The sequence below is a fragment of the Ruegeria sp. CDSC025 genome, assembly GCF_059610805.1.
In genome coordinates, this window is record NZ_JBXWOJ010000003.1 from 119,203 (window position 1) to 139,322 (window position 20,120).

The window sequence follows — 20,120 nt, forward strand, 5'->3', positions numbered from 1 at the left end:
CCCTTAATGCCCGGTAGACAGCAAAACCATTCATACTTAATCATAAATAATATGAATAAAAATGATTTTACTGATTTGGACGGCAAAGTCCTGCGGGTCTTTCTGACAATACTCGAGGAAAGCTCGGTCTCGAAAGCAGCGGATCGGCTGGGGGTCACGCAATCGGCAATCAGCCACACGCTGTCCAAACTGCGGCAGGTGCTGGGCGATCCGTTGTTTGTACGTTCAGGTCAGGGCCTGACCCCGACCGAACGTGCCTTGTCCCTGAAGGACCCTATTCAAACGGTGCTGGACGGGATGCGTGCCTTGACTGACGGTCGCCCCTTTGACCCGTTATCCGAACAGATCGACATTCGCATCGCCACAAATGACATGCCACGCGAAGTGATATTCCCAAGGCTGTTGCGCGACACACGCGCCGAGGGTGCACGGCTACGGTTGGAGTTCATCCCATCGGGCGTTCCCGATCCGGACCTGTTGCGCAGCGACCGGTGTCAGTTGATGGTCACCCCTCTGCCACCGGATGGGCCGGACATTTACCAGAAACGGCTGCTCGAAAGCCCGCTGATGATGTTTTATGATGCCGGCCATTGCACCCCGCCAAACAGTTGGCAGACCTACTGCGAGAGCGACCATATCGAGGTTCGCTTTTCCGATGGCCGCAACACCCGTGCCGTCATGCGGGGCGTTGATCAAAGCCAGATCAGGGCACCGGTTGTGACTCTGCCCCATTTCAACGCGATACCGGCCTTTGTGCGGGGCAGCTCGTTGATCTCGACCGATACCGCCTTGATGAGACAAGGTCCTCTGGCCGGGTTGGACTGTGCGCATTTGCCCTTCGAATGCACCCCGGTTCCGCTTTACATGGTCTGGCACCAAAGGTCGGCCAATGACCCGGCGCATCGTTGGCTGCGCAGAAGGATCGAAGCCATAGCAGCTGACATCAGCGCGCCTTGATCAAATGGGTCAGTGCAGCACCGGTTTCAAAGTAGGCGTGACGCAGGCGGGTCCAGCGTTCAGTATGTTCCGCCACAGCGGGAACTGGCAGCAACGCCGGATCCCCTGCCAAAAGGCTCTCAGCCGCCATACGGCCAAACACCGTGCCCGGCCCGATACCCCGGCCTGAATAGCCATGGATCGAAACCGCATCCGGTCCGATCCGGGTGATCTTGGGAATGTGGTCCGAGGTCATCGCAATGCGGCCATGCCATCCCTGCTGCAAGGGTTGATCCGCAAGCTGAGGATAAAGCTCTGACAGTTTGCGCTTGATCCATCCGGTGTGCGCGGCGCTGCCCGCATGTTCTAGATTGCCCATTGCGCCGAGGATAAAGCGCCCGTCGTGATCCATTCGGAAAGAGGTCATGATCAGGCCGGTATCCCAACATCCTTCGGCTCCGGGAAGAATACTCGCGCGCAGATTGTCGGACAACGGCGCAGTAGTGAATTGAAAATACGAGACAGGAACATAGGCCGGTGCCGTATCGGGCAGGTTCCGATGATACGCGTTGGTGGCCTGGATCACTGATTTGGCGCGCACCGTGGCCTGCGGGGTTTCCAACAGCCACTGGCCATCGACATGGCGCATCGTCATCACTGGGCTGTGCGTGTGAACGCGTGCCCCGGTTGCGGCAGCCGCGCGGGCCAGACCACGCACATATGCCATCGGCTGGATCGTTCCGGCGCGCGGGTCGAACAGAGCTCCACGAAAGGTGGCGCTGCCCGTGCGCTGGTACGTCTTGTCCGACGACAGCAACTCGACCGGAGCGCCTGCCTGACGCAACTGTGCATGGCGTATTTTCAAATCAGCAAGACCAGAGCCAGAATGCGCACAATGCAACGTGCCCTTGCGCATCGGCTCGCACTCGATCCCATGTGTCTGGATCACGCTGAATACTTCACTTGGGGCCGCCGCAAGGATTTCGATCAGACGCGTTCCGTCCGCATCCCCCAGATGGGCGCAAATGTCAGCAGGGCGCACCCAGAGTCCGGCATTGACCAGCCCCACATTGCGCCCGGATCCCCCATGCCCGATCTCCTGTGCCTCCAAGACACAGACCGAGGCTCCGGCCCGTGCGGCCGTCAAAGCCGCGGAACAGCCAGTATAACCGCCGCCGATCACCGCAAGGTCCACAGACAAATCGCTGGTCAGCGGGGCGCTCTCCACATGCTCGCGGCAGGTGTTTAGCCAAAGGGATTGATCGTAGTCGCTCAATGCGGGCTCCTTGCGGTGTCAAAAACCATTAGGACGCGGGATCAGGTCGTCGCAAGAGCCCTTTGATCCTCACGCCCCATCGCGATCAGGAAAGGCCGCGCCTTTTGCTGCGACTGAAACGCTGCCCGATCGCACATCCCCTGCCACCCGGCCAGAACCAGCGATTGCGCAACGGCACCGCCCAAAGTCGCTCCGGGGCCTGTCACGATGAACAGGTCAGGCGCGAATTCGCGCGCGGCGGTCTGGATTGCGCGGGTGAAGTCATAGGCAGCGGTCACCTGATGTCCCAGGGTGTAATCCCACAGTGCCTGCGTGTCCGTCGCACCCGGCCACCAGATTTTGCCACGCCCGTCGATCAGAGGCCGGTCAGGCTGTTTGAACAGCTCCGCACCAAGTTGCGTGCGCCCTTCCGCAGCCACCGGAGCTTGAAGGTGGGTGTGAAATGCGGCGTGATTTGCCAACCTCATGGGAAACCTGTCTTGCACACTCGGCCACGATGCCTCGAACGCTCGCAAGCCCTCTTCGTTGCCCGCCAGAACCAGCATTCCACCCAGATCAATCGACAATGCCAGAACCTGACCGTCCTGCGCGTTGATCCGCGCCACATCGGCCAGCAATTCAGCCTTACGCTGTGGGTCATCCGCCCAGCTATTGTCTGTGAATGGGTATACGAGCTGCCCACCAATTAGGTGGTCCTGCATCAACGTCCCCATTGTATTCACCACACGAAAGCCATCCTCAGGCGACACCGCGCCTCCGGCGGCGAGGGCGATGTACCAGCCCATCGAGTTGCCGGTGACAGCCACCACTTCAATGTCATCGGCCAGCACCTGAGCATCAGCCAAAGAGGCCGCATAAATCAGGGGTGAGGCCACATCACCGCGCGAGTACTTACTGACCGTGAACCGATCAGCACCGTCCAGCGCCGTGACTGCCGCTTGCCCCGCATTGGCGCGGATGGCGTCAAACCCGCCAATCATCTGCATCCGGTTTGCGTGATGACGGTGCAAATACCCCAGCTCGGCCTTGTTATAGGTGCCCCGACCCGGGCAGATCACAACGGCGGTACGGGTCATGAGCGGTTTCCAGTCAGATTGAGCGCAGCGGTGACAATATTATCCTTTGACGGCAATGGCGCAGCATATGCAGGCCCGGTCGCGATAAAGCTGTCTTCTGCCACTACCCGGGCGATTGGGGTGTCGGGGCTTTCTTCGACGAAGAAAGTTGTCAGCGCCTCTGACTGGCTTCCGGTCCGGCGGCATTCGTCAACGACCAGAATATGCGCACAGGTTTTGCTGGCCTCGCGCAACGCTTCTGCAGGTAATGGAGCCAACCATCGCATGTCGATAATCCGGGTTCGGATCCCTGCGGCCTCAAGTTCGGGCAAGGCTTGCCGCGACAGGTAGTGGCCGTTGCCATAGGTCACAATCGCCAGATCGGTGCCGTCCCCCTGTACCCCGACCTCGCCCAGGCGGATGCTGCGATCCGGCGAAGGATAGGTCGTCATCCATCCGGCATCCTGCGCCTGATGAAGGTCGCGCATCGGATAAAGCGCAATGGGTTCCAAGAATGCCACGACGCGTTGTTCTTCGCGCGCCAGCCTTACGCATTCGCGCAGCATCTGCACCGCGTCCGAACCGGTCGAGGGGCAGGCAATGATCACACCGGGAATATCGCGCAGAACGGCCAGAGAGTTGTCGTTGTGGAAATGCCCTCCAAACCCCTTCTGATATCCCAGCCCCGCGATCCGCAGGACCATCGGGTTGGTGAATTGCCCGTTCGAGAAAAACGGCAAGGTCGCGGCCTCGCCCCTGATCTGGTCCTCGGCATTGTGCAAATAGGCAAGAAACTGAATTTCAGGGATCGGGACAAAGCCGTTATGCCCCATACCGATGGCCAGCCCCAGAATGGACTGTTCGTCCAACAGCGTGTCGATCACCCGATCCGGGCCGAACCGCTGTTGCAGCTTTTGGGTCACGCCATAGACGCCACCCTTGCGTCCCACATCTTCGCCCATACACACGATCTCGGCGTGTTCCAGCATCAGATCGGTCAGTGCCCAGTTAATCAGACGACTCATCGGCTGGGGATCGTCCATCGCGCGCATGTCGCCGCCAAAAGCGGCTGCACGGGCCTCGGCCCCCGGACCATTGGTGGGTTTGCAGGTGCGTTTTGGTGGGATCAAGCTGGCCATGACTTCGGACGCGGTGGTCAGATGCGGGCGGGTCACGGCCTCTGCCGCGATCCTGTCGGTGCGGGCGCAGGTATCCTGATATATCTTCAGCGCCTGATCCGACGATAGCGCCCCGGCCTGTTCCAACAGCCGCACCGAATGCAGCAGCGGATCATTTGCCTCATCAGCTTCGACTTCGGATTTCGCCATATAGGTCGTCGGGACGTCCGCCCCCGCATGGCCATAAAGCCGAACGGTTCTTAGATGCAGGAAAGCCGGTTTGCGCCGAGTGCGCACGTATTCCGCTGCCTCTTTCGCAACCGCATAGGTTTCGAAAATATCCAAACCGTTGGCCTGAAAATATTTGATCCCCGGCCGGTGCTGCATCGACGCTTGAACCCATCCCTTTGGCGTTCTGACCGAGATACCGATCCCATTATCCTCACAGACGAACAACAGGGGCAAAGGGGTCGACTGTACGCTGGTCCACCCCGCCGTATTGATCGCCCCCTGCGCAGTCGAGTGGTTGGCCGATGCGTCCCCGAAGGAACACATGGCGATCCCGTCGGCAGGCAGTTCGCGATGGTCGGGCGGGTGCCGCCGTGCCGCGCCAAGCGAATAGGCCGCACCCACAGCTTTGGGCAGATGACTGGCGATTGTCGAGGTCTGCGGCGGGATCATCAGTGCCTTCGAGCCCAGTACCTTGTGCCGACCACCCGAGATCGGGTCCTCTTTCGAGCAGGCGAAACTCAGTAACATATCCCAGGCGATCTGCTGACCCGGCACTTGTTCGGAACGTGCGATCTGAAAGGCGGCATCTCGGTAGTGCAAAAACGCGATGTCCGTGGGCCGCAGCGCGTGGGCGACAGCCGCCATGCCCTCATGCCCGGAAGAGCCGATGGTATAGAACCCCTGCCCCGCCTTCTGCATTGCGCGGCTGGTACGGTCCAGTGCCCGGCTGAGAACCTGAGACCGGTACAGCGACACCGCATCGGCGTTGCTTAATCCCGGTCGCGGTGCGGCGCCGTCAGGCAGGTGGTGCTGCGCCACGCGTGTCAGGAAATTCTCATGAACGATCTGAGCGCGATCCATGGCGGCCCCTCTACTTCAATCTGGCGGTCGCAACAGAAATGCGCCGCAACCCTTCTTGCAGGCTTTCGGTGGCGTAAGCAAAAGAAAGCCGCAGGTGGCCCGGCAAACCAAAGGCACGCCCCGGCACCAGTGCCACCCCGACTTCGTCCAGCAGATACCGGCAGAATTCGTGATCGACCGGCATTTCAGCCGGTGTTTTGGGAAAGACATAGAACGCGCCATCTGGAACGGCACACTCCAGACCCGCGGCATTCAACCCAGCAACCACAAGATCACGGCGCGCCCGCATCGCCTGCAGGCGTTCGCCCAAAAGCGTTTGCGGCCCGGTAATCGCAGCCAATGCTGCCGCCTGCGCGATGGAACATGCGCCAGATGTAATCTGTCCCTGAACAGCGATCATCGCCTTGATCAGGGGGGACGGCCCGATGCCCCAACCGATCCGCCACCCGGTCATCGAATATGCCTTGGAAACCCCGTTCACGGTCAGCACCCGATCCGCCAGATGCGGCAGGGCCTGAACAAAGGGCGTGAACGGGACATAGGACAGATGCTGATAAATCTCATCCGAGATCACCCAGACATGGGGATGCCTGTCCAAGACGCGGCCCAACGCCTGCAGTTCCGATTCTGTATAGACGGCGCCGGTCGGATTTGAGGGAGTGTTCAGCAAAAGCCAACGGGTGCGCAGCGTAATCGCGGCCTCAAGCTGTGCGGGGGTCAGTTTGAACCCCTGAGACACAGGACAGTCCAGAACGACCGGAACTCCGCCGGACAGTCTGACCATATCCGCATAGCTGGTCCAGAACGGCGCGGCGGTGATCACCTCATCCCCGGGGTCCAGCGTTGCCATCAGCGCGCCCGACAAAACCTGTTTGGCCCCGGTTGAGACGATCACGTTTTGCGACTGCACACCGGCGTCCTCGGCTATGGCCGCCCGGAGGTCCGGCGCCCCTGCCGTCGCCGGGTACCGTGTTTGCCCGGCCAGCGCCGCTTTATGGGCCGCTTCGACCACATGTTCAGGGGTCGGAAAATCAGGCTCGCCGGTACTGAGCGCGACCACATCGACACCCTGCGCCTTAAGGCGCGCAGCCTGCTCAGAGATCTGAACAATCTCTGACAACTCAATCCCGCGCAGCCTGTCTGCACGCCTAAAACTATCTGCTGCGATTTCCCTGGACACTGCCAACGTCTCTCTTGACCAAAATATTCATTTGGTATCGGGCTGGCGGGCCCTAAAAGCCAGTGATATTCCATCCGAAAGGTATGAGGAATTATCATATGATCGCCCCCCGTCGTTTTCTGCCGTCTATCCCCTCTCTGCTGGCACTCGAGGCCGTTGACCGCCTTGGCAGTGCTTCAGCGGCAGCGGAAGAGCTTTCGCTGACCCAAAGCGCCATCAGCCGACAGCTCAAGTCGATGGAGGAACAGCTGGGCATCGAACTGATCCAGCGAACCCAGATGCGGCTGCAGCTTACCCCGGCGGCAAAAGAATACGTTCAGGTCGCGCGCAAAAGCTTGCACCAACTGGCGCAGGCCTCCCTAAAACTCAGAGCCAATCCGACCGGAGGATCGCTGAACCTGTCGATCCTGCCGGCGTTTGGGATGCATTGGCTGGCGCCGCGTCTTCAGGACTTTGCTCGCCGACATCCCGAGGTGACCGTCAATCTGAACACCCGGCTTCGCCCCTTCGATTTCGAAACGGAACATTTCGACGCCGCGATTCATTTCGGGCGTCGAGATTGGCACGGCGTCAACTACCTGCCGATCATGCGTGAAAATGTTGTACCGGTTTGCGCTCCGGAAATTCTGCCCAAAAACCCGGAACAGATTGACTGGCTAATGAATGCCCCGCTGCTGCACCTGGAAACGCGCCCTGATGCCTGGGAGCAATGGTTTGCCGCACAAGGGCTTGTGGCATCAGGGCTTGGCGGCATGTTGTTCGACCAATTCTCGACCATGGGACAAGCCACAATTCATGGGCTTGGGGTGGCGCTGCTGCCCAGCTATCTGGTCGAAGACGACCTGAAAACCGGGCGACTCGTTCCCGCCTGGAAAGGCCCGGGCGTCAGTCTGGGCGATTTCTTTCTGGTCTGGCCGCAATCCCGGGTGGCATCCGAGCCGCTGAAGTCGTTCTGTTCTTGGCTGCAAGGCCAAGTCGACCAAATCTCGTGACCGGGCCATTCCGACCACCCTAGAAAACTGCGGGGCGGGAGCGTTCCGAACAGGATTATGTGTCCAACGACCGAGCGATGAGTTCCTTCATGATCTCATTTGTCCCGCCATAGATCATCTGAACCCGCGCATCCGCGTAAAGCCGAGCAATCGGATATTCCATCATGAACCCATAGCCACCAAACAGCTGCAGACATTCGTGCATGATCTCATTCTGCACCTCAGACCCCCAGTATTTGGCCATCGACGCGGTCGATGCATCCAAAGTTCCAGCCTCAAGCCGGGCAATACAGTCGTTGACAAAACTGCGCAGCACTTCGGCCTTGGTTTTACACTCGGCAAGCTTGAAGCGGGTATTCTGGAAATCCATCACGCGCTGACCGAAGGCTTTGCGCTCCTGCGTGTATTTCACTGTTTCGGCAATCGCGAAATCAATCGCACCCAGGGCACCGATTGCAATCGTCAGGCGTTCCCAGGGAAGTTGCCGCATCATCTGGTAAAAACCCTGCCCCTCTTCCGCACCAATCAGGTTTGTCATCGGGACCTTGACGTCCTCAAAGAACAGCTCGGCCGTGTCATTGGACTTCATGCCCAGTTTCTTGAGGTTCCGCCCCTTGCGGAACCCATCTGCACCCTGCGTTTCGACCGCGACCAACGATACCCCTTTCGACCCTTGGGTCTTGTCGGTCTTTGCGGCCACAAGGATCAAGTCCGCAGATTGCCCATTGGTGATAAAGATCTTGGACCCGCTCAGACAGTAGGAGTTACCGTTCTTTTCCGCAGTTGTGCGGATCGACTGCACATCCGAACCGGTTCCGGGCTCTGTCATGGCCAGCGCGCCGACCATCTCGCCCGAGGCGAGTTTCGGCAGCCATTTCAGCTTTTGATCTTCGCTGCCATAAGCGGTGATATAGTGGATGACAATCGACTGGATCGCATAGCCCCAACCGGAATCTCCGTGCGAGGTCTGGGCGTACATGGTCAGAGCATCAAATCCCATGCCACCACCGACACCACCGTGTTCTTCGGTGATCGCGCCAGCCATCAGTCCCATGTCACCGGCCTTGCGCCAGAACGCACGATCAACAACCCCGTTTTCGGTCCAGCGCTCGATATTGGGCACCAGTTCGTCCTGCATGAAACGGTCCGCCATTTCGGCAAACATCTGGTGCTCTTCTGACACCCAGCTGGATGTAGGGGTAATAAGAGACATTGCGCATCCTCCAAGATCAACTTGCTGCCAGCGTAATTTGGACCGCCAAGTAATCCAATGCGTTGGATGAAACGCTACGCAACGTCTTTTGGAAGATTTCGCCGGGTCACGGGATCGGTGCGGCCAACGCGTTTTCCAGCAAGACCCGCGCTGCAGCTTTGGCATCTTGCGCGGGATCACAGCTTTTCAACAGAACCGCCGTCACGATTGCCCCTTCTTTCAGCAGAAGAATCTGACATCCCAGGCTTTCAGGGTCGAAGGCACCGGCTTTGCGGGCCAGATCCGTGAAATATTCCAACAACAACCGCTTGTGCTCCGCCGCCTGCACGTGGATCGGGTGCTCTTTCTCCTGGAACTCGGCGCCAGCCTTGATGAACATGCAGCCGCAAAACCCGTCTTCGGCGAACCACTCGCCCAGTGCATCAAAGCTTGAAATCAACTGGTCCGCAGGGGTCTCGGCCAATTCCTCGACACGACGCATGAACCAGTTGCGGAAATTCTCGTCCCGCAAGCGCAAAGCCGCCAGTATCAGATCTTCCTTGGTGCGGAAATGTTTGTACATCGAAGTCTTCGACACACCCGTCTCAGCCACCAGCTTGTCCATGCCGGTCGCATGAAAACCGTCACGATAAAAGACCTTCAGGGCCTTGCGGACCAGCTCATCCCTTTTGTTTGGGCGCATGATTCGCCTCCTATACGTACCGATCTGTACATAATTATACCCTCCATAATCCGCAAGGGCCACCAATGTTCAGGAAATTCTCTTTATTTTCCACCTGGATAGAGAAAAATTTTAGATATTTTACAGGCGCCCCTTGCAAAGAGGTACCGATCAGTACACCTTAACGACACGATGTACCGATCAGTTAACTATGGAGCCGTCATGAAACGCCGTACCAGCCCCTTCAACCGCCAGTACATCCCATTTCTGTTGACCCTCGCGCTGCTCGCTGCATCGCTGACCTGAAGGACCATGACATGAGCCGCCCCCCTCTGCCGCCATTCACTGCTGAGACCGCTACACAAAAGGTCCGCATGGCTGAAAATGCTTGGAACAGCCGCGATCCGGATATCGTGACGCCCGCCTATACCGAGGACAGCCAATGGCGGAATCGGGCGGAGTTTGTCGCGGGCCATGCTGAAATTCACGCGCTTTTGACCCGCAAGTGGAGAAATGAGCAGGAGTACCGGCTGATCAAAGAACTCTGGGCCTATTCGGAAAACCGTATTGCCGTGCGCTATGCCTATGAATGGCGGAACGACAGCGGCCAGTGGTTCCGCTCATATGGTAACGAGAACTGGGAATTCGATAGGGATGGTCGGATGGCCAAACGTCATGCCTCGCTGAACGACCTTCCGATCAGGCAGCAGGATCGGGTTTTCCTTTGGCCTCTTGGTCCGCGCCCTGACGACCATCCCGGCCTGTCTGATCTGGGCCTGTAGAAAGGACCTATTATGCCACGTGCTTTTTCCAAACTAACCTTCACGCCTGCCGTTCTCATCCATCAAGAAAGGATGGGATCGGCAAAAACCTATGCGAAATTCCTGGAAAGCGGCCCTGTGCAGGGTCACGAAATTAGAGCCGCCGAAAAAGAGTTCATCGAGGCCCGCGACGGGTTCTACCAATCAACCGTGTCCGAGACCGGCTGGCCATATGTGCAGTATCGTGGCGGACCCGCGGGGTTTTTACGAGTTCTTGATGCGCAGACCATCGGGTATGCTGATCTTTCGGGCAACAAACAGTATATCTCGCGCGGGAATTTGGATGGCAATGACCGGGTTGCGCTGATCCTGATGGATTATGCCAACCAGCGACGCCTGAAAATACTTGGGCGTGTCGAAATTGCCGAAGGCGCTGCGGCGGCTGCCAGCCCCTCCCCTGAAGGCACCCAGACCCCGGCCGAGCGCGCCGTCATTATCAAGGTCGAAGGTCTGGACTGGAATTGCCCAAGTCACATTACCCCACGATTCACCGAGGCCGAGCTGCGCCCCCACCTGAACGAATTGGGCCAGCAGCTGGCCCAACTTCAGGCGGAAAATGACCGGCTGAAACGGGAACTGGAAAATAAGAAATAAGCCCCAGTGCCAGGCATTCCCCAACTTGTGATTTAAGGACTGACACCATGATAACGTTAACGCTGCACCGAGCCTTCATAGTCCTGTTTGGTTTCGCTCTGTCGATTGCCTTTCTTATGCTGGGATTTTTCGCATCCCCCGAAGCTGTTCGGACATCCCCGCCCGCGCTTTATAATTCGCTGCTGCTGGAAAAACTGGCCCAAGACTAAGAACCGTACGGCCCTCGAAACAATAGATTGTGCCTAAATCATGATCTCTGCCCTTGACCTTCCTGTGACTGGAACCCCCATCTAGGGTTGGAAACAGGACAGGATGAGTCGATTGGCCACTCCACATACTATCAGACTGAAGGTCACCGGAATGAACTGCGCATCCTGCGTAGGCCGCGTGGAATCTGCGTTGCGCAATGTTCCCGGGGTTACCGAGGCTTCGGTCAACTTCCCAACCGAGACCGCACAGGTCACTTATGACGGGCCGATCAGCGACCTGACCGGCGCGCTGGACAAAGCTGGTTATCCGGTGTCAGTGGCAGAAGCCGTTCTGCAAATTGACGGTATGAATTGTGCTTCTTGCGTCGCAAGGATTGAACGAGCACTCTGCGCAGATCCGGCCGTCATAAGTGCTCGGGTCAACCTGGCCACTGAAACCGCGACCATTCGTTTTGCCGACGGGGCAACTGATCCTGTGAAGCTGGCGCAGCTAAGCACCAAAGCGGGCTATCCGGCGCATCCTTCCAGAATGGCCGAAAGCAAAGATGAGAAACCGGGTGAAGCCTCTGCGCTGATTCGTACCACCCTGATCGCTGCGGCGCTGGCTTTGCCCGTGTTTATACTCGAGATGGGCGGGCACATGATCCCAGCCTTTCATCACTGGGTTCAGGCGACAATCGGGATTCAGACCAGCCATCTCATCCAGTTTGTGCTGACATCGGTTCTCCTGATCGGCCCCGGAAGGGTGTTCTATGCCAAGGGTATCCCGGCCTTGCTGCGCGGGACACCTGATATGAATGCGCTGGTCGCGATGGGAACCGGTGCCGCCTATCTGTATTCCGTCCTGGCCACCTTTGCGCCTCAGGTTCTGCCGCAAGGCAGTGCAAATGTGTATTACGAGGCCGCCTCGGTCATCGTGGTCCTTATCCTGCTGGGTCGCGCGATGGAGGCGCGGGCAAAAGGCCGGACCGGGGCCGCTATTCGCAAACTGGTCGGGCTTCAACCGAAAACAGCCCGGCTAGAACAGGACGGGGGCACGGTCGATCGGCCCATATCCGAAATCCTGGTTGGCGATGTGCTGCAGATCCGACCCGGAGAGCGCGTCCCAGTGGATGCTCAAGTGTTGGACGGCACCTCATACGTGGATGAAAGCATGATTACCGGCGAACCCGTTCCTATAGGGAAATCGGCCGAAGATCAGGTGATAGGGGGCACGGTCAACGGCACGGGCGCGCTGCGCGTGCGCGCCACGCGTGTTGGGTCCGAAACGGTGCTGGCGCAGGTCATCCAGATGGTTCAGCAAGCTCAGGGTGCCAAGTTGCCGATACAGGGGCTAGTCGACCGGATCACGGCGTGGTTTGTTCCCGTTGTGATTGGCGTTGCCCTACTGACCATTGCGATCTGGCTGATCTTTGGCCCTGCGCCTGCCTTGCCGATGGCGCTGGTCGCAGGGGTTTCGGTTTTGATCATTGCCTGCCCCTGCGCCATGGGGCTGGCGACTCCGACGTCGATCATGGTGGGCACGGGGCGCGCGGCTGAACTGGGCGTGCTGTTCCGCAAAGGCGATGCTTTGCAGCAGTTGCAACAGGCCAAGATCATCGCTTTGGACAAGACCGGGACTCTGACACTGGGGCGCCCTGAACTGGCGAATGTCACGACCATAAATGGGTTTGACCGCGATACCGTTTTACGGCTGGCCGCTGCGGTCGAGGCGCGATCCGAGCATCCGATTGCCACGGCCATCACGCGGGCCGGACCGGCGGACCTGCCCCCTATCGCCGGCTTTGAATCGTTGACTGGGCTGGGCGCCCGCGCGTCTGTCGATGGGCACGATCTGCTGATCGGCTCACCCAGATTAATGGCGCAGAACGGCATTGATCTATCCGCGCTGAGCCAACAGGCCGACCAGCATGCCGCCGAAGGGGCAACCCCCGTATTCGTCGCGATCAACGGTCAGGCTGCGGCACTTCTTACGGTCTCGGATCCGGTCAAACCGGGCACGATCGAAGCTTTGCACCGGCTGCACACTATGGGCCTAACGCTGGCGATGGTCACCGGGGACAACGCCCTGACTGCGCAGGCTTTGGCAGACAAGCTGGGCATCGATCATGTCACAGCCGAGGTCCTGCCGGACGGAAAGCTCGCTACAATCAACGCCCTGCGCGACCAGTTCGGAGAGCTGGCCTTTGTCGGTGACGGGATTAACGACGCCCCGGCATTGGCTGCGGCGGATGTCGGCATCGCTATCGGCACGGGTACAGATGTGGCGATTGAAACGGCGGATGTGGTACTGATGTCGGGCGATCTGCGCGCGGTTGCCAATGCAGTCGAAATCAGTCGCCGGACCATGAGCAATATCCAACAGAATCTGGGCTGGGCGTTTGGATATAATGTTTTGCTGATACCTGTCGCCGCCGGGATTCTGTATCCTTTTGGCGGCCCGCTTCTTTCCCCGGTTCTGGCGGCTGGAGCCATGGCTTTGTCCAGCGTCTTTGTCGTCACCAACGCGTTGCGACTTCGCAGGGTTCGCGCCAGCCTGCCCGAGGGATCACATACGGCGGCTCCACAAATGGTGACGTCATGAATATCGGCGACGTTTCCAACCAAACCGGTCTCCCGGCCAAGACCATCCGCTATTACGAAGATATCGGACTGATCAAACCGCTGCGCGATGATAATGGCTATCGCCGGTTCCGCAGTCAGGATGTGCACAAACTGAACTTTTTGGGCCGGGCCCGCGCATTGGGATTTACGATCGAAGATTGCCGGACCCTGATGGCCTTGTATGAGGATGAAACCCGCGCAAGTGCAGATGTGAAGAAGGTTGCCCGCGCGCATATGGTCCAGATCGAAGCGAAGATCGCCGACCTTAATGCGATGCGCGATACGTTGGGTCATTTAATTGACGCCTGCGCCGGCGACGACAGGCCTGATTGTCCGATCCTGAAGGATTTGGGCGGACAACCCTGACACGGGGTTGCCCTTTGTCTTCAGCTTTGCTTTGTCTCTGCCAAACAATCCGGCTTGCGGCGTCTGACCGGACCCGGACAGCAGAGAGGTTCACCAAATGGCAAAAGTTGCGTTCCTTGGTTTGGGTGTCATGGGATATCCAATGGCCGGCCACCTGCAGGCTGCAGGTCATGAGGTCACGGTTTTCAACCGAACAACCGCTAAGGCCGAGGCTTGGGTCGCCCAATATGGCGGCTCAATGGCCGCTACCCCGCGCGAGGCGGCTGAGCGAGCCGAGTTTGTCATGGCTTGTGTGGGCAATGACGATGATCTGCGCATGGTCTGCACCGGCGACGATGGTGCCTTCGGCGCAATGTCAAGCGGCGCGGTTTTCGTCGACCATACGACCGTCTCGGCAAAGGTAACCCGAGAGCTTTATGGCGCGGGCAAAGCCGCAGGGATTGCCTTTGTGGACGCGCCGATTTCGGGCGGTCAGGCCGGGGCTGAAAACGGCGTTCTGTCGATCATGTGCGGGGGGGATCAGGCTGCCTATGACGCGGCCGAGCCCATTATGCAGGTCTATTCCAAAATCTGTCGCCGCATTGGGGACAGTGGCGCCGGTCAGATGACCAAGATGTGCAACCAGATCGCCATTGCCGGACTGGTTCAGGGCCTCAGCGAGGCGCTGCATTTTGCCGAAAAAGCCGGGCTGGATGGCCGGGCGGTTGTGGAAGTGATCAGTCAGGGGGCCGCAGGCAGTTGGCAGATGGCGAACCGCTATGAAACCATGTTGGACGATCATTTCGAGCACGGTTTCGCGGTGGACTGGATGCGCAAGGATCTGGGAATTTGCTTGGATACCGCAGATGAAACAGGGGCATCCCTGCCGGTGACGGCTTTGGTTGATCAGTTCTATAAGGATGTGCAGAAAATGGGCGGGAATCGGTGGGATACTTCCTCGCTTATTAAACGGTTGCGCGCATTGGGGTAACGGGAAAAGGGGGCTGTCTGCCCCCTCTTGGCCCGCAGGGCCAATTCACTCCCGAAGATATTTTTAGCCAGATGAAAAGGACCCCGGTTTACTGGGACAGGGTTTCAAATGAACGACATCATCGCATTTTGGGCTAATGCTTTGCGGCAAAACTGGGGGCTGGACGCGCGGCTGACCCGATTGGACGGCGAATACGATCTTAATTTTCTGGTCCGGGCAACCAACGGACAGGATTATGTTCTGAAAGTCATGCGCCCCGGATGCGAAGCAGAGCTTGTGGACCTCCAGGTCAAAGCCTTGGAACATATCGCCTCAGAAGCACCGGGGCTGCCATTTCCTACAGTGTTTCCCGATTTGCAGGGGGATTATCTGCCCCGGATCGAAGATCACGAGGGGGTACCGCGCCTTGTTTGGTTGCTGGAATGCCTGCCTGGGCAATGCTATGCGAAATCGGCACCCAAATCCGAAGAGTTGATCCTAAAGCTGGGTCGCGTTCTGGGTGCTACAGACCGTGCATTAGAGCGGTTCACTCATGAGGGTTTGGCCCGGGGCGATTTCAAATGGAATCTGACGCAGGCAGGGTGGATCGAACAGCATCTGGACACCGTTAGTAGCCCCGCACGGCAGGCAGTGCTGGCCGAGATATGTTCCGAATTCAATGCGATATCAGACAAGCTGGCAGGCTTGCCCAGTCAGGCGATTCATAATGACGCCAATGATTATAACGTTCTGGTCGAAGCAGAGCCTGGCCAGCGCCCGGGGGTGTCGGGCTTGATTGACCTTGGCGATATGTGTGCCGCGCCACGCGTTTGCGATCTGGCGATTGCCGGGGCCTATATCGTATTGGATCATCCGCAACCCGATCGCGCATTGGCGGCACTGGTGCGCGGCTATCAGGCGGCAAACCCCCTGCGCGCGGACGAAGTCGAACTGATCTGGCCTCTCTTGCGGATGCGACTGGCTGTGTCGGTTGTGAACTCGACCCTGATGGCCCTTGAAAACCCGGATGATCCTTATGTCACTATCAGTCAGGCGCCGGCCTGGCGGTTTCTTGAGGACCAAAGCGTCAACGGCGGATTGATGCCAGCGCGCCTGCGCGTCGCCTGTAGTCTGCCGGTCACCGATGGGGCCGAACGCATCCATGCCTATCTGTCCGCGCATCGCGGTCAATTCGCCGAGATGTTTGGGCAGGGACTAAAAGATGTGCCCATTGGCTCGCTATCGGTCGAAAACTCGGTGTGGCCGCAAAATCCTTTCCACATGCCCCTGGCCGAGGCGGCACGTGTTGGCGAGGAATATGGCACAGACTTCTGGTTGGGATATTACAATGAACCCCGCCTGATTTACGCAGAGCCGGGGTTCCGCAAAGGGCCATGGAAAGCTTCGGACCGACGCACCGTGCATCTGGCGGTGGATGTGTTCGCGCCTGCCGGCACTGTCCTGAATGCCCCGATCAGTGGCCGGGTCGAGGCGGTCGAGAATCGCGACAGTCACCTTGACTATGGCGGGGTGGTGATCCTGCATCACGAAACACCCCAAGGCGATCCGTTCTATACACTCTACGGACATTTGGACCCCGAGGTCTGCGACAGGCTGAACCCGGGCGATCCAGTCGCACAGGGAGCGGCGTTTGCACGGCTTGGGGATGTCACACAGAACGGGGGCTGGGCCCCACATGTACATTTCCAGCTGGCCCTGACTACGAACGGGATGCGGGCCAACTGGCCGGGTGTTGGCGACCCTGACGAGCTTGAACTGTGGCACGCCGTCTGCCCGAATCCGGCGGCTCTGCTGAACCTTCCCGATGACAAGGTGTTCTATCGGCCGACCGATAAACAGGCGATCCTGCAGGGACGGCAGGACCACTTCGGAGGCAACCTGTCCCTGACCTATGACGATCCAGTCATGCTGGTACGCGGTTGGAAGCATCACCTGTTTGACGAATGGGGTCGCCCTTATCTGGATGCGTATAACAATGTACCCCATGTGGGCCACGCCCACCCGCGCATTCAGGCTGTCGCAGCAGATCAGCTCAAGCGGATGAATTCCAACACCCGGTATCTGCATCCGGCCCAGACGGCTTTTGCCGATAAGGTTCTGTCCAAGCTGCCCGATCACCTCGAGGTCTGCTTCTTTGTGAATTCCGGCACCGAAGCCAATGAGCTCGCCCTGCGGCTGGCCCGCGCCCATACCGGCGCCAAAGGGATCGTGACGCCCGATCACGGGTATCACGGCAATACCACCGCCGCCGTGGCAATTTCGGCCTATAAGTTCAACAAACCGGGCGGAGTTGGTCAGGCGGATTGGGTGGAACTGGTTGAGGTCGCGGATGACTACCGAGGGTCTTTCCGGCGCGACGACCCCGATCGCGCCCAGAAGTTTGCAGATCTAGTGGACCCAGCGATTGCAGCCCTACAGGACAAAGGTCAGGGCGTTGCCGGTTTCATTGCCGAGACCTTCCCTTCAGTTGGCGGGCAGATCATACCACCCAAAGGCTATCTGCCCGCGGTTTATGAGAAAATCCGCGCCGCTGGTGGTGTCTGCATCGCCGACGAGGTGCAGACAGGTCTGGGGCGTCTGGGCGAATATTATTTCGGCTTTGAGCATCAAGGCGCGCTGCCGGATATCGTGGTCATGGGCAAACCCATTGGCAACGGTCATCCATTGGGCGTTCTGGTTACTACCAAAGAGATCGCCCGCAGCTTTGATAACGGGATCGAGTTCTTTTCGACCTTTGGCGGATCGACCCTGTCCTGCCGCATCGGCAAAGAAGTTCTGGATATCGTCGATGATGAAGGCTTGCAGGACAATGCCCGCCTGATGGGCGACAGGTTGATGACAGGCCTGCGTCAGATCGAGACCGATTTCGGATCTGTCGGTGATGTGCGCGGCATGGGCCTGTTCGTTGGAGTCGAACTGATCAACCCCGATGGCTCTGAAGGCCGTGAGATCTGCCAATATGTCAAAAACCGGATGCGCGACCACCGGATTCTTATTGGCAGCGAAGGCCCAAAGGACAGCATCCTGAAAATTCGCCCGCCGCTGACGATCGAGGCGGAAGATGTGGACATGATCCTGTGGGCATTACGGGATGTGCTGGCAGAAGTTGGTGATTACAGCCCGCCACCCTCATGCGATCATGACCATCACCAAGCAGGGTGCGGCTGCTGCTGAAGGCACGGAACCCCGGCGCGCATTCGCCGGGGTTCTGCACCTGCCCTGCTGCTTAGTGCAGCGTGGCAGTGGGGTTCTGATGTCTTGGGGTTGGCATCGGGATCGAGACCGTCATGCGTCGCAAAGCCAGCCCTAATTCCTCAGACAAAGCGGCCAATGCGGGGGCAAAATCGGGACGGACGATCAGGGACGCCATCATCATAGCGTCTTCGCGCGCGCCTTCTGATGCCGCCGCAATCATCTGGGCGAAACAGTTTTCATCCGCGCCAAGGCAGACACAGCCCAACCCATGCCGGATCAGCGGGCGCCGCCCGTGATGGGCACAAAGCGAGCACAGCCGGTCCAGCGTCAACATCGCTGCCCGGCCCTGATCCGTACCCAGGGCGATCTGAAAGTCCTGCGCCGCATCCATACGCGTTTGCATTCCGTCCCCCCAGAGGCGCAGATACATGACCGCACCGGCCTCGACAGGGCTTAGGTCGGACAGACGGCCAACGGTCGCGCCACCCCGGGCTGCAGGCGCGCTCATTTCGTCAAGATCAGTTTGCCCGCGCGCGTGATGCGCAGGGTGTACAGCTGATCGCCCAGCTCGATATGGGCCAGATTGCCCCCTTTGGTCAGATCTTCAGCCTTATGTGCAGGCAGCATTGATACGGCAAAAGACTGGCTGGGATTCGGGTTCTGAACATTCATCAGGATCACTCCGGAAGGTTTCGGGCAATGCGCCTTATCGGTTTACTTTTCAGGTATCTGGCTGGCCCGATTCTGGGGTTGCTGACGGCTTGAAATATAATCTGATTATTTTAGTCAGGTATGTCAAGCCTCAATATCTCACTCTCGCAACCGGGTTGAATTGCACTGCCTGAACACACCAGTTAGGACTTGCGGTGCAGCTTCAGAGGCAAGGATTTCAATGAGCGCTACAATTATGTTCGATTTGGACGGAACACTGGTCGACAGCCTTCCGGACATCACCGCCGCTGCGAATGCAATGCTGCGGGACACTGGTGTCTCGCCCCTGCCCCAGGACACGATCAAACAATTCGTCGGCAATGGCCTCCCGAAATTGGTAGAACGCATGATGTTTCATTGCGACCTGCCTATGGATCGCCATGCCGAGCTATCGGAACTGACGCTGACCCACTACAACGCAGCCTCCAGCGACAAAACCGTCGTCTACCCCGGCGTGGCCGAAGCGCTTGAACAGCTGCGCCAGATGGGATGTGTTCTGGGTGTTTGTACAAACAAACCCAAAGCACCGGCTGACCATGTTCTGAAGTCGATGGGCCTGACCCATCATTTCGATGCCACCCTGGGTGGTGACAGCCTGGCCACGCGCAAACCAGACCCAGCCCATCTTGAGGCAAGTTTTAACGCAGTGGCCGCTATAGGTCCGCGCCTGTTCGTGGGTGACAGTGAGGTCGATGCAGAAACCGCTGAACGGGCCCAGGTTCCCTTTTTGCTATTCACGGAAGGTTATCGGAAAAGCCCGGTTTCTGAACTGTATCATACCCGTAACTTCGCCGACTGGTACGAAGTGCCTGCGCTTGTAAGTGAGCTTTTGGGGGAATTGGGTTGATGTCCCCCAACTAGTGAGGGGCCGGCCGAGGGGGTAAGTAGCCAGCCCCTCAAGGGGGAAAAGTGGTAGGTCCTTGGAAACTCCTTGGATGATTTGAAGTTAACGAATCGCTCCAATCAAAGATATAGGGGGTTTCCCGTAGCCCTAGATAGGGTATTGAAATTACATAATAAATTATCCGTAAATTCTAGAAATTCGTTGAATATTGTCATTTTCCGTTGGTGACCCGGCCCCAGGACACCGCCAATCGAAAATTGAACAACGAAAAAGGGCGGGGATG

Annotated in this window: 18 protein-coding genes; 10 read left to right on the forward strand and 8 right to left on the reverse strand. The window is 58.4% G+C overall.

What is annotated here, in order from left to right; genetic code table 11:
- Positions 1–51: 51 nt before the first annotated feature.
- Positions 52–957: a LysR family transcriptional regulator gene (locus AC2FH8_RS06035; protein ID WP_496688822.1), complete on the forward strand. Its 906-nt coding sequence runs from the start codon at positions 52–54 to the stop codon at positions 955–957.
- Here the strand turns inward: AC2FH8_RS06035 and AC2FH8_RS06040 are convergent.
- The 4 genes from AC2FH8_RS06040 to AC2FH8_RS06055 are packed head-to-tail and all read right to left on the reverse strand — an operon-like array spanning position 944 to position 6,657.
- The gene (locus tag AC2FH8_RS06040) at positions 944–2,212 is read right to left on the reverse strand and encodes an NAD(P)/FAD-dependent oxidoreductase (protein ID WP_496688824.1); all 1,269 of its coding nucleotides are present in this window, start codon (positions 2,210–2,212) and stop codon (positions 944–946) included. The genes AC2FH8_RS06035 and AC2FH8_RS06040 overlap by 14 nt on opposite strands.
- A 41-nt stretch (positions 2,213–2,253) precedes the next feature.
- The gene (locus tag AC2FH8_RS06045; RefSeq protein WP_282021580.1) at positions 2,254–3,288 is read right to left on the reverse strand and encodes an ACP S-malonyltransferase; all 1,035 of its coding nucleotides are present in this window, start codon (positions 3,286–3,288) and stop codon (positions 2,254–2,256) included.
- Complete coding sequence (locus AC2FH8_RS06050) at positions 3,285–5,477, reverse strand: dehydrogenase E1 component subunit alpha/beta (protein ID WP_496688826.1); 2,193 nt, start codon at positions 5,475–5,477, stop codon at positions 3,285–3,287. Before AC2FH8_RS06050 ends, AC2FH8_RS06045 begins: the two co-directional genes overlap by 4 nt.
- 10 nt (positions 5,478–5,487) lie before the next feature.
- Positions 5,488–6,657: a pyridoxal phosphate-dependent aminotransferase gene (locus tag AC2FH8_RS06055; RefSeq protein WP_496689151.1), complete on the reverse strand. Its 1,170-nt coding sequence runs from the start codon at positions 6,655–6,657 to the stop codon at positions 5,488–5,490.
- 98 nt (positions 6,658–6,755) lie between these two features.
- On the opposite strand from AC2FH8_RS06055, the gene AC2FH8_RS06060 reads away from it, so the two are divergent.
- Complete coding sequence (locus tag AC2FH8_RS06060) at positions 6,756–7,649, forward strand: LysR substrate-binding domain-containing protein (protein ID WP_142635780.1); 894 nt, start codon at positions 6,756–6,758, stop codon at positions 7,647–7,649.
- A gap of 55 nt (positions 7,650–7,704) precedes the next feature.
- Here AC2FH8_RS06060 and AC2FH8_RS06065 read toward each other — a convergent pair whose 3' ends face one another.
- Together AC2FH8_RS06065 and AC2FH8_RS06070 are read right to left on the reverse strand one after the other, a co-directional pair.
- A complete protein-coding gene (locus AC2FH8_RS06065; protein ID WP_496688828.1) occupies positions 7,705–8,862 on the reverse strand; it encodes an acyl-CoA dehydrogenase family protein in 1,158 nt (385 codons plus the stop codon).
- Positions 8,863–8,968: 106 nt separating this feature from the next.
- On the reverse strand, positions 8,969–9,544 hold the full coding sequence (locus AC2FH8_RS06070) for a TetR/AcrR family transcriptional regulator (protein ID WP_496688830.1): 576 nt from the start codon (positions 9,542–9,544) through the stop codon (positions 8,969–8,971).
- Between the two features lie 296 nt (positions 9,545–9,840).
- On the opposite strand from AC2FH8_RS06070, the gene AC2FH8_RS06075 reads away from it, so the two are divergent.
- The 7 genes from AC2FH8_RS06075 (at position 9,841) to AC2FH8_RS06105 (ending at position 18,261) form a co-directional block, all read left to right on the forward strand.
- Positions 9,841–10,305, forward strand: a complete 465-nt coding sequence (locus tag AC2FH8_RS06075; protein WP_142635774.1) for a nuclear transport factor 2 family protein — start codon at positions 9,841–9,843, stop codon at positions 10,303–10,305.
- Positions 10,306–10,317: 12 nt separating this feature from the next.
- The gene (locus AC2FH8_RS06080; RefSeq protein WP_496688835.1) at positions 10,318–10,938 is read left to right on the forward strand and encodes a pyridoxamine 5'-phosphate oxidase family protein; all 621 of its coding nucleotides are present in this window, start codon (positions 10,318–10,320) and stop codon (positions 10,936–10,938) included.
- Positions 10,939–10,985: 47 nt separating this feature from the next.
- Positions 10,986–11,147 (forward strand): hypothetical protein, encoded by a 162-nt coding sequence (locus tag AC2FH8_RS06085; protein WP_185956647.1) that lies wholly within the window; start codon positions 10,986–10,988, stop codon positions 11,145–11,147.
- A gap of 103 nt (positions 11,148–11,250) precedes the next feature.
- Positions 11,251–13,731, forward strand: coding sequence for a heavy metal translocating P-type ATPase (locus AC2FH8_RS06090; RefSeq protein WP_496688837.1), 2,481 nt, complete (start codon positions 11,251–11,253; stop codon positions 13,729–13,731).
- Positions 13,728–14,117: a Cu(I)-responsive transcriptional regulator gene (gene cueR / locus AC2FH8_RS06095; protein WP_142635768.1), complete on the forward strand. Its 390-nt coding sequence runs from the start codon at positions 13,728–13,730 to the stop codon at positions 14,115–14,117. Before AC2FH8_RS06090 ends, cueR begins: the two co-directional genes overlap by 4 nt.
- Positions 14,118–14,214: 97 nt before the next feature.
- Positions 14,215–15,087, forward strand: coding sequence for an NAD(P)-dependent oxidoreductase (locus AC2FH8_RS06100; protein WP_281972465.1), 873 nt, complete (start codon positions 14,215–14,217; stop codon positions 15,085–15,087).
- A 108-nt stretch (positions 15,088–15,195) separates the two neighbouring features.
- Complete coding sequence (locus tag AC2FH8_RS06105; protein WP_496688839.1) at positions 15,196–18,261, forward strand: aminotransferase class III-fold pyridoxal phosphate-dependent enzyme; 3,066 nt, start codon at positions 15,196–15,198, stop codon at positions 18,259–18,261.
- Between the two features lie 52 nt (positions 18,262–18,313).
- On the opposite strand, the gene AC2FH8_RS06110 is transcribed toward AC2FH8_RS06105, so the two are convergent.
- Both AC2FH8_RS06110 and hemP read right to left on the reverse strand, forming a co-directional pair.
- Positions 18,314–18,790, reverse strand: a complete 477-nt coding sequence (locus tag AC2FH8_RS06110; RefSeq protein WP_142635764.1) for a hypothetical protein — start codon at positions 18,788–18,790, stop codon at positions 18,314–18,316.
- On the reverse strand, positions 18,787–18,954 hold the full coding sequence (gene hemP, locus AC2FH8_RS06115; protein ID WP_142635762.1) for a hemin uptake protein HemP: 168 nt from the start codon (positions 18,952–18,954) through the stop codon (positions 18,787–18,789). The genes AC2FH8_RS06110 and hemP overlap by 4 nt, the downstream gene beginning before the upstream one ends.
- Positions 18,955–19,174: 220 nt before the next feature.
- Here hemP and gph point away from each other — a divergent pair, with 220 nt between their 5' ends.
- Positions 19,175–19,840, forward strand: a complete 666-nt coding sequence (gene gph, locus AC2FH8_RS06120) for a phosphoglycolate phosphatase (RefSeq protein ID WP_496688840.1) — start codon at positions 19,175–19,177, stop codon at positions 19,838–19,840.
- Positions 19,841–20,120 lie beyond the last annotated feature (280 nt).

Excerpts from the sequence above, each read along its gene's own strand:
- AC2FH8_RS06035 (WP_496688822.1), top strand. The coding sequence starts at position 52 with ATGAATAAAAATGATTTTACTGATTTGGACGGCAAAGTCCTGCGGGTC.
- AC2FH8_RS06045 (WP_282021580.1), bottom strand. The coding sequence starts at position 3,288 with ATGACCCGTACCGCCGTTGTGATCTGCCCGGGTCGGGGCACCTATAAC.
- AC2FH8_RS06050 (WP_496688826.1), bottom strand. The coding sequence starts at position 5,477 with ATGGATCGCGCTCAGATCGTTCATGAGAATTTCCTGACACGCGTGGCG.
- AC2FH8_RS06060 (WP_142635780.1), top strand. The coding sequence starts at position 6,756 with ATGATCGCCCCCCGTCGTTTTCTGCCGTCTATCCCCTCTCTGCTGGCA.
- AC2FH8_RS06065 (WP_496688828.1), bottom strand. The coding sequence starts at position 8,862 with ATGTCTCTTATTACCCCTACATCCAGCTGGGTGTCAGAAGAGCACCAG.
- AC2FH8_RS06070 (WP_496688830.1), bottom strand. The coding sequence starts at position 9,544 with ATGCGCCCAAACAAAAGGGATGAGCTGGTCCGCAAGGCCCTGAAGGTC.
- AC2FH8_RS06075 (WP_142635774.1), top strand. The coding sequence starts at position 9,841 with ATGAGCCGCCCCCCTCTGCCGCCATTCACTGCTGAGACCGCTACACAA.
- AC2FH8_RS06080 (WP_496688835.1), top strand. The coding sequence starts at position 10,318 with ATGCCACGTGCTTTTTCCAAACTAACCTTCACGCCTGCCGTTCTCATC.
- AC2FH8_RS06085 (WP_185956647.1), top strand. The coding sequence starts at position 10,986 with ATGATAACGTTAACGCTGCACCGAGCCTTCATAGTCCTGTTTGGTTTC.
- AC2FH8_RS06090 (WP_496688837.1), top strand. The coding sequence starts at position 11,251 with ATGAGTCGATTGGCCACTCCACATACTATCAGACTGAAGGTCACCGGA.
- cueR (WP_142635768.1), top strand. The coding sequence starts at position 13,728 with ATGAATATCGGCGACGTTTCCAACCAAACCGGTCTCCCGGCCAAGACC.
- AC2FH8_RS06100 (WP_281972465.1), top strand. The coding sequence starts at position 14,215 with ATGGCAAAAGTTGCGTTCCTTGGTTTGGGTGTCATGGGATATCCAATG.
- AC2FH8_RS06105 (WP_496688839.1), top strand. The coding sequence starts at position 15,196 with ATGAACGACATCATCGCATTTTGGGCTAATGCTTTGCGGCAAAACTGG.
- AC2FH8_RS06110 (WP_142635764.1), bottom strand. The coding sequence starts at position 18,790 with ATGAGCGCGCCTGCAGCCCGGGGTGGCGCGACCGTTGGCCGTCTGTCC.
- hemP (WP_142635762.1), bottom strand. The coding sequence starts at position 18,954 with ATGAATGTTCAGAACCCGAATCCCAGCCAGTCTTTTGCCGTATCAATG.
- gph (WP_496688840.1), top strand. The coding sequence starts at position 19,175 with ATGAGCGCTACAATTATGTTCGATTTGGACGGAACACTGGTCGACAGC.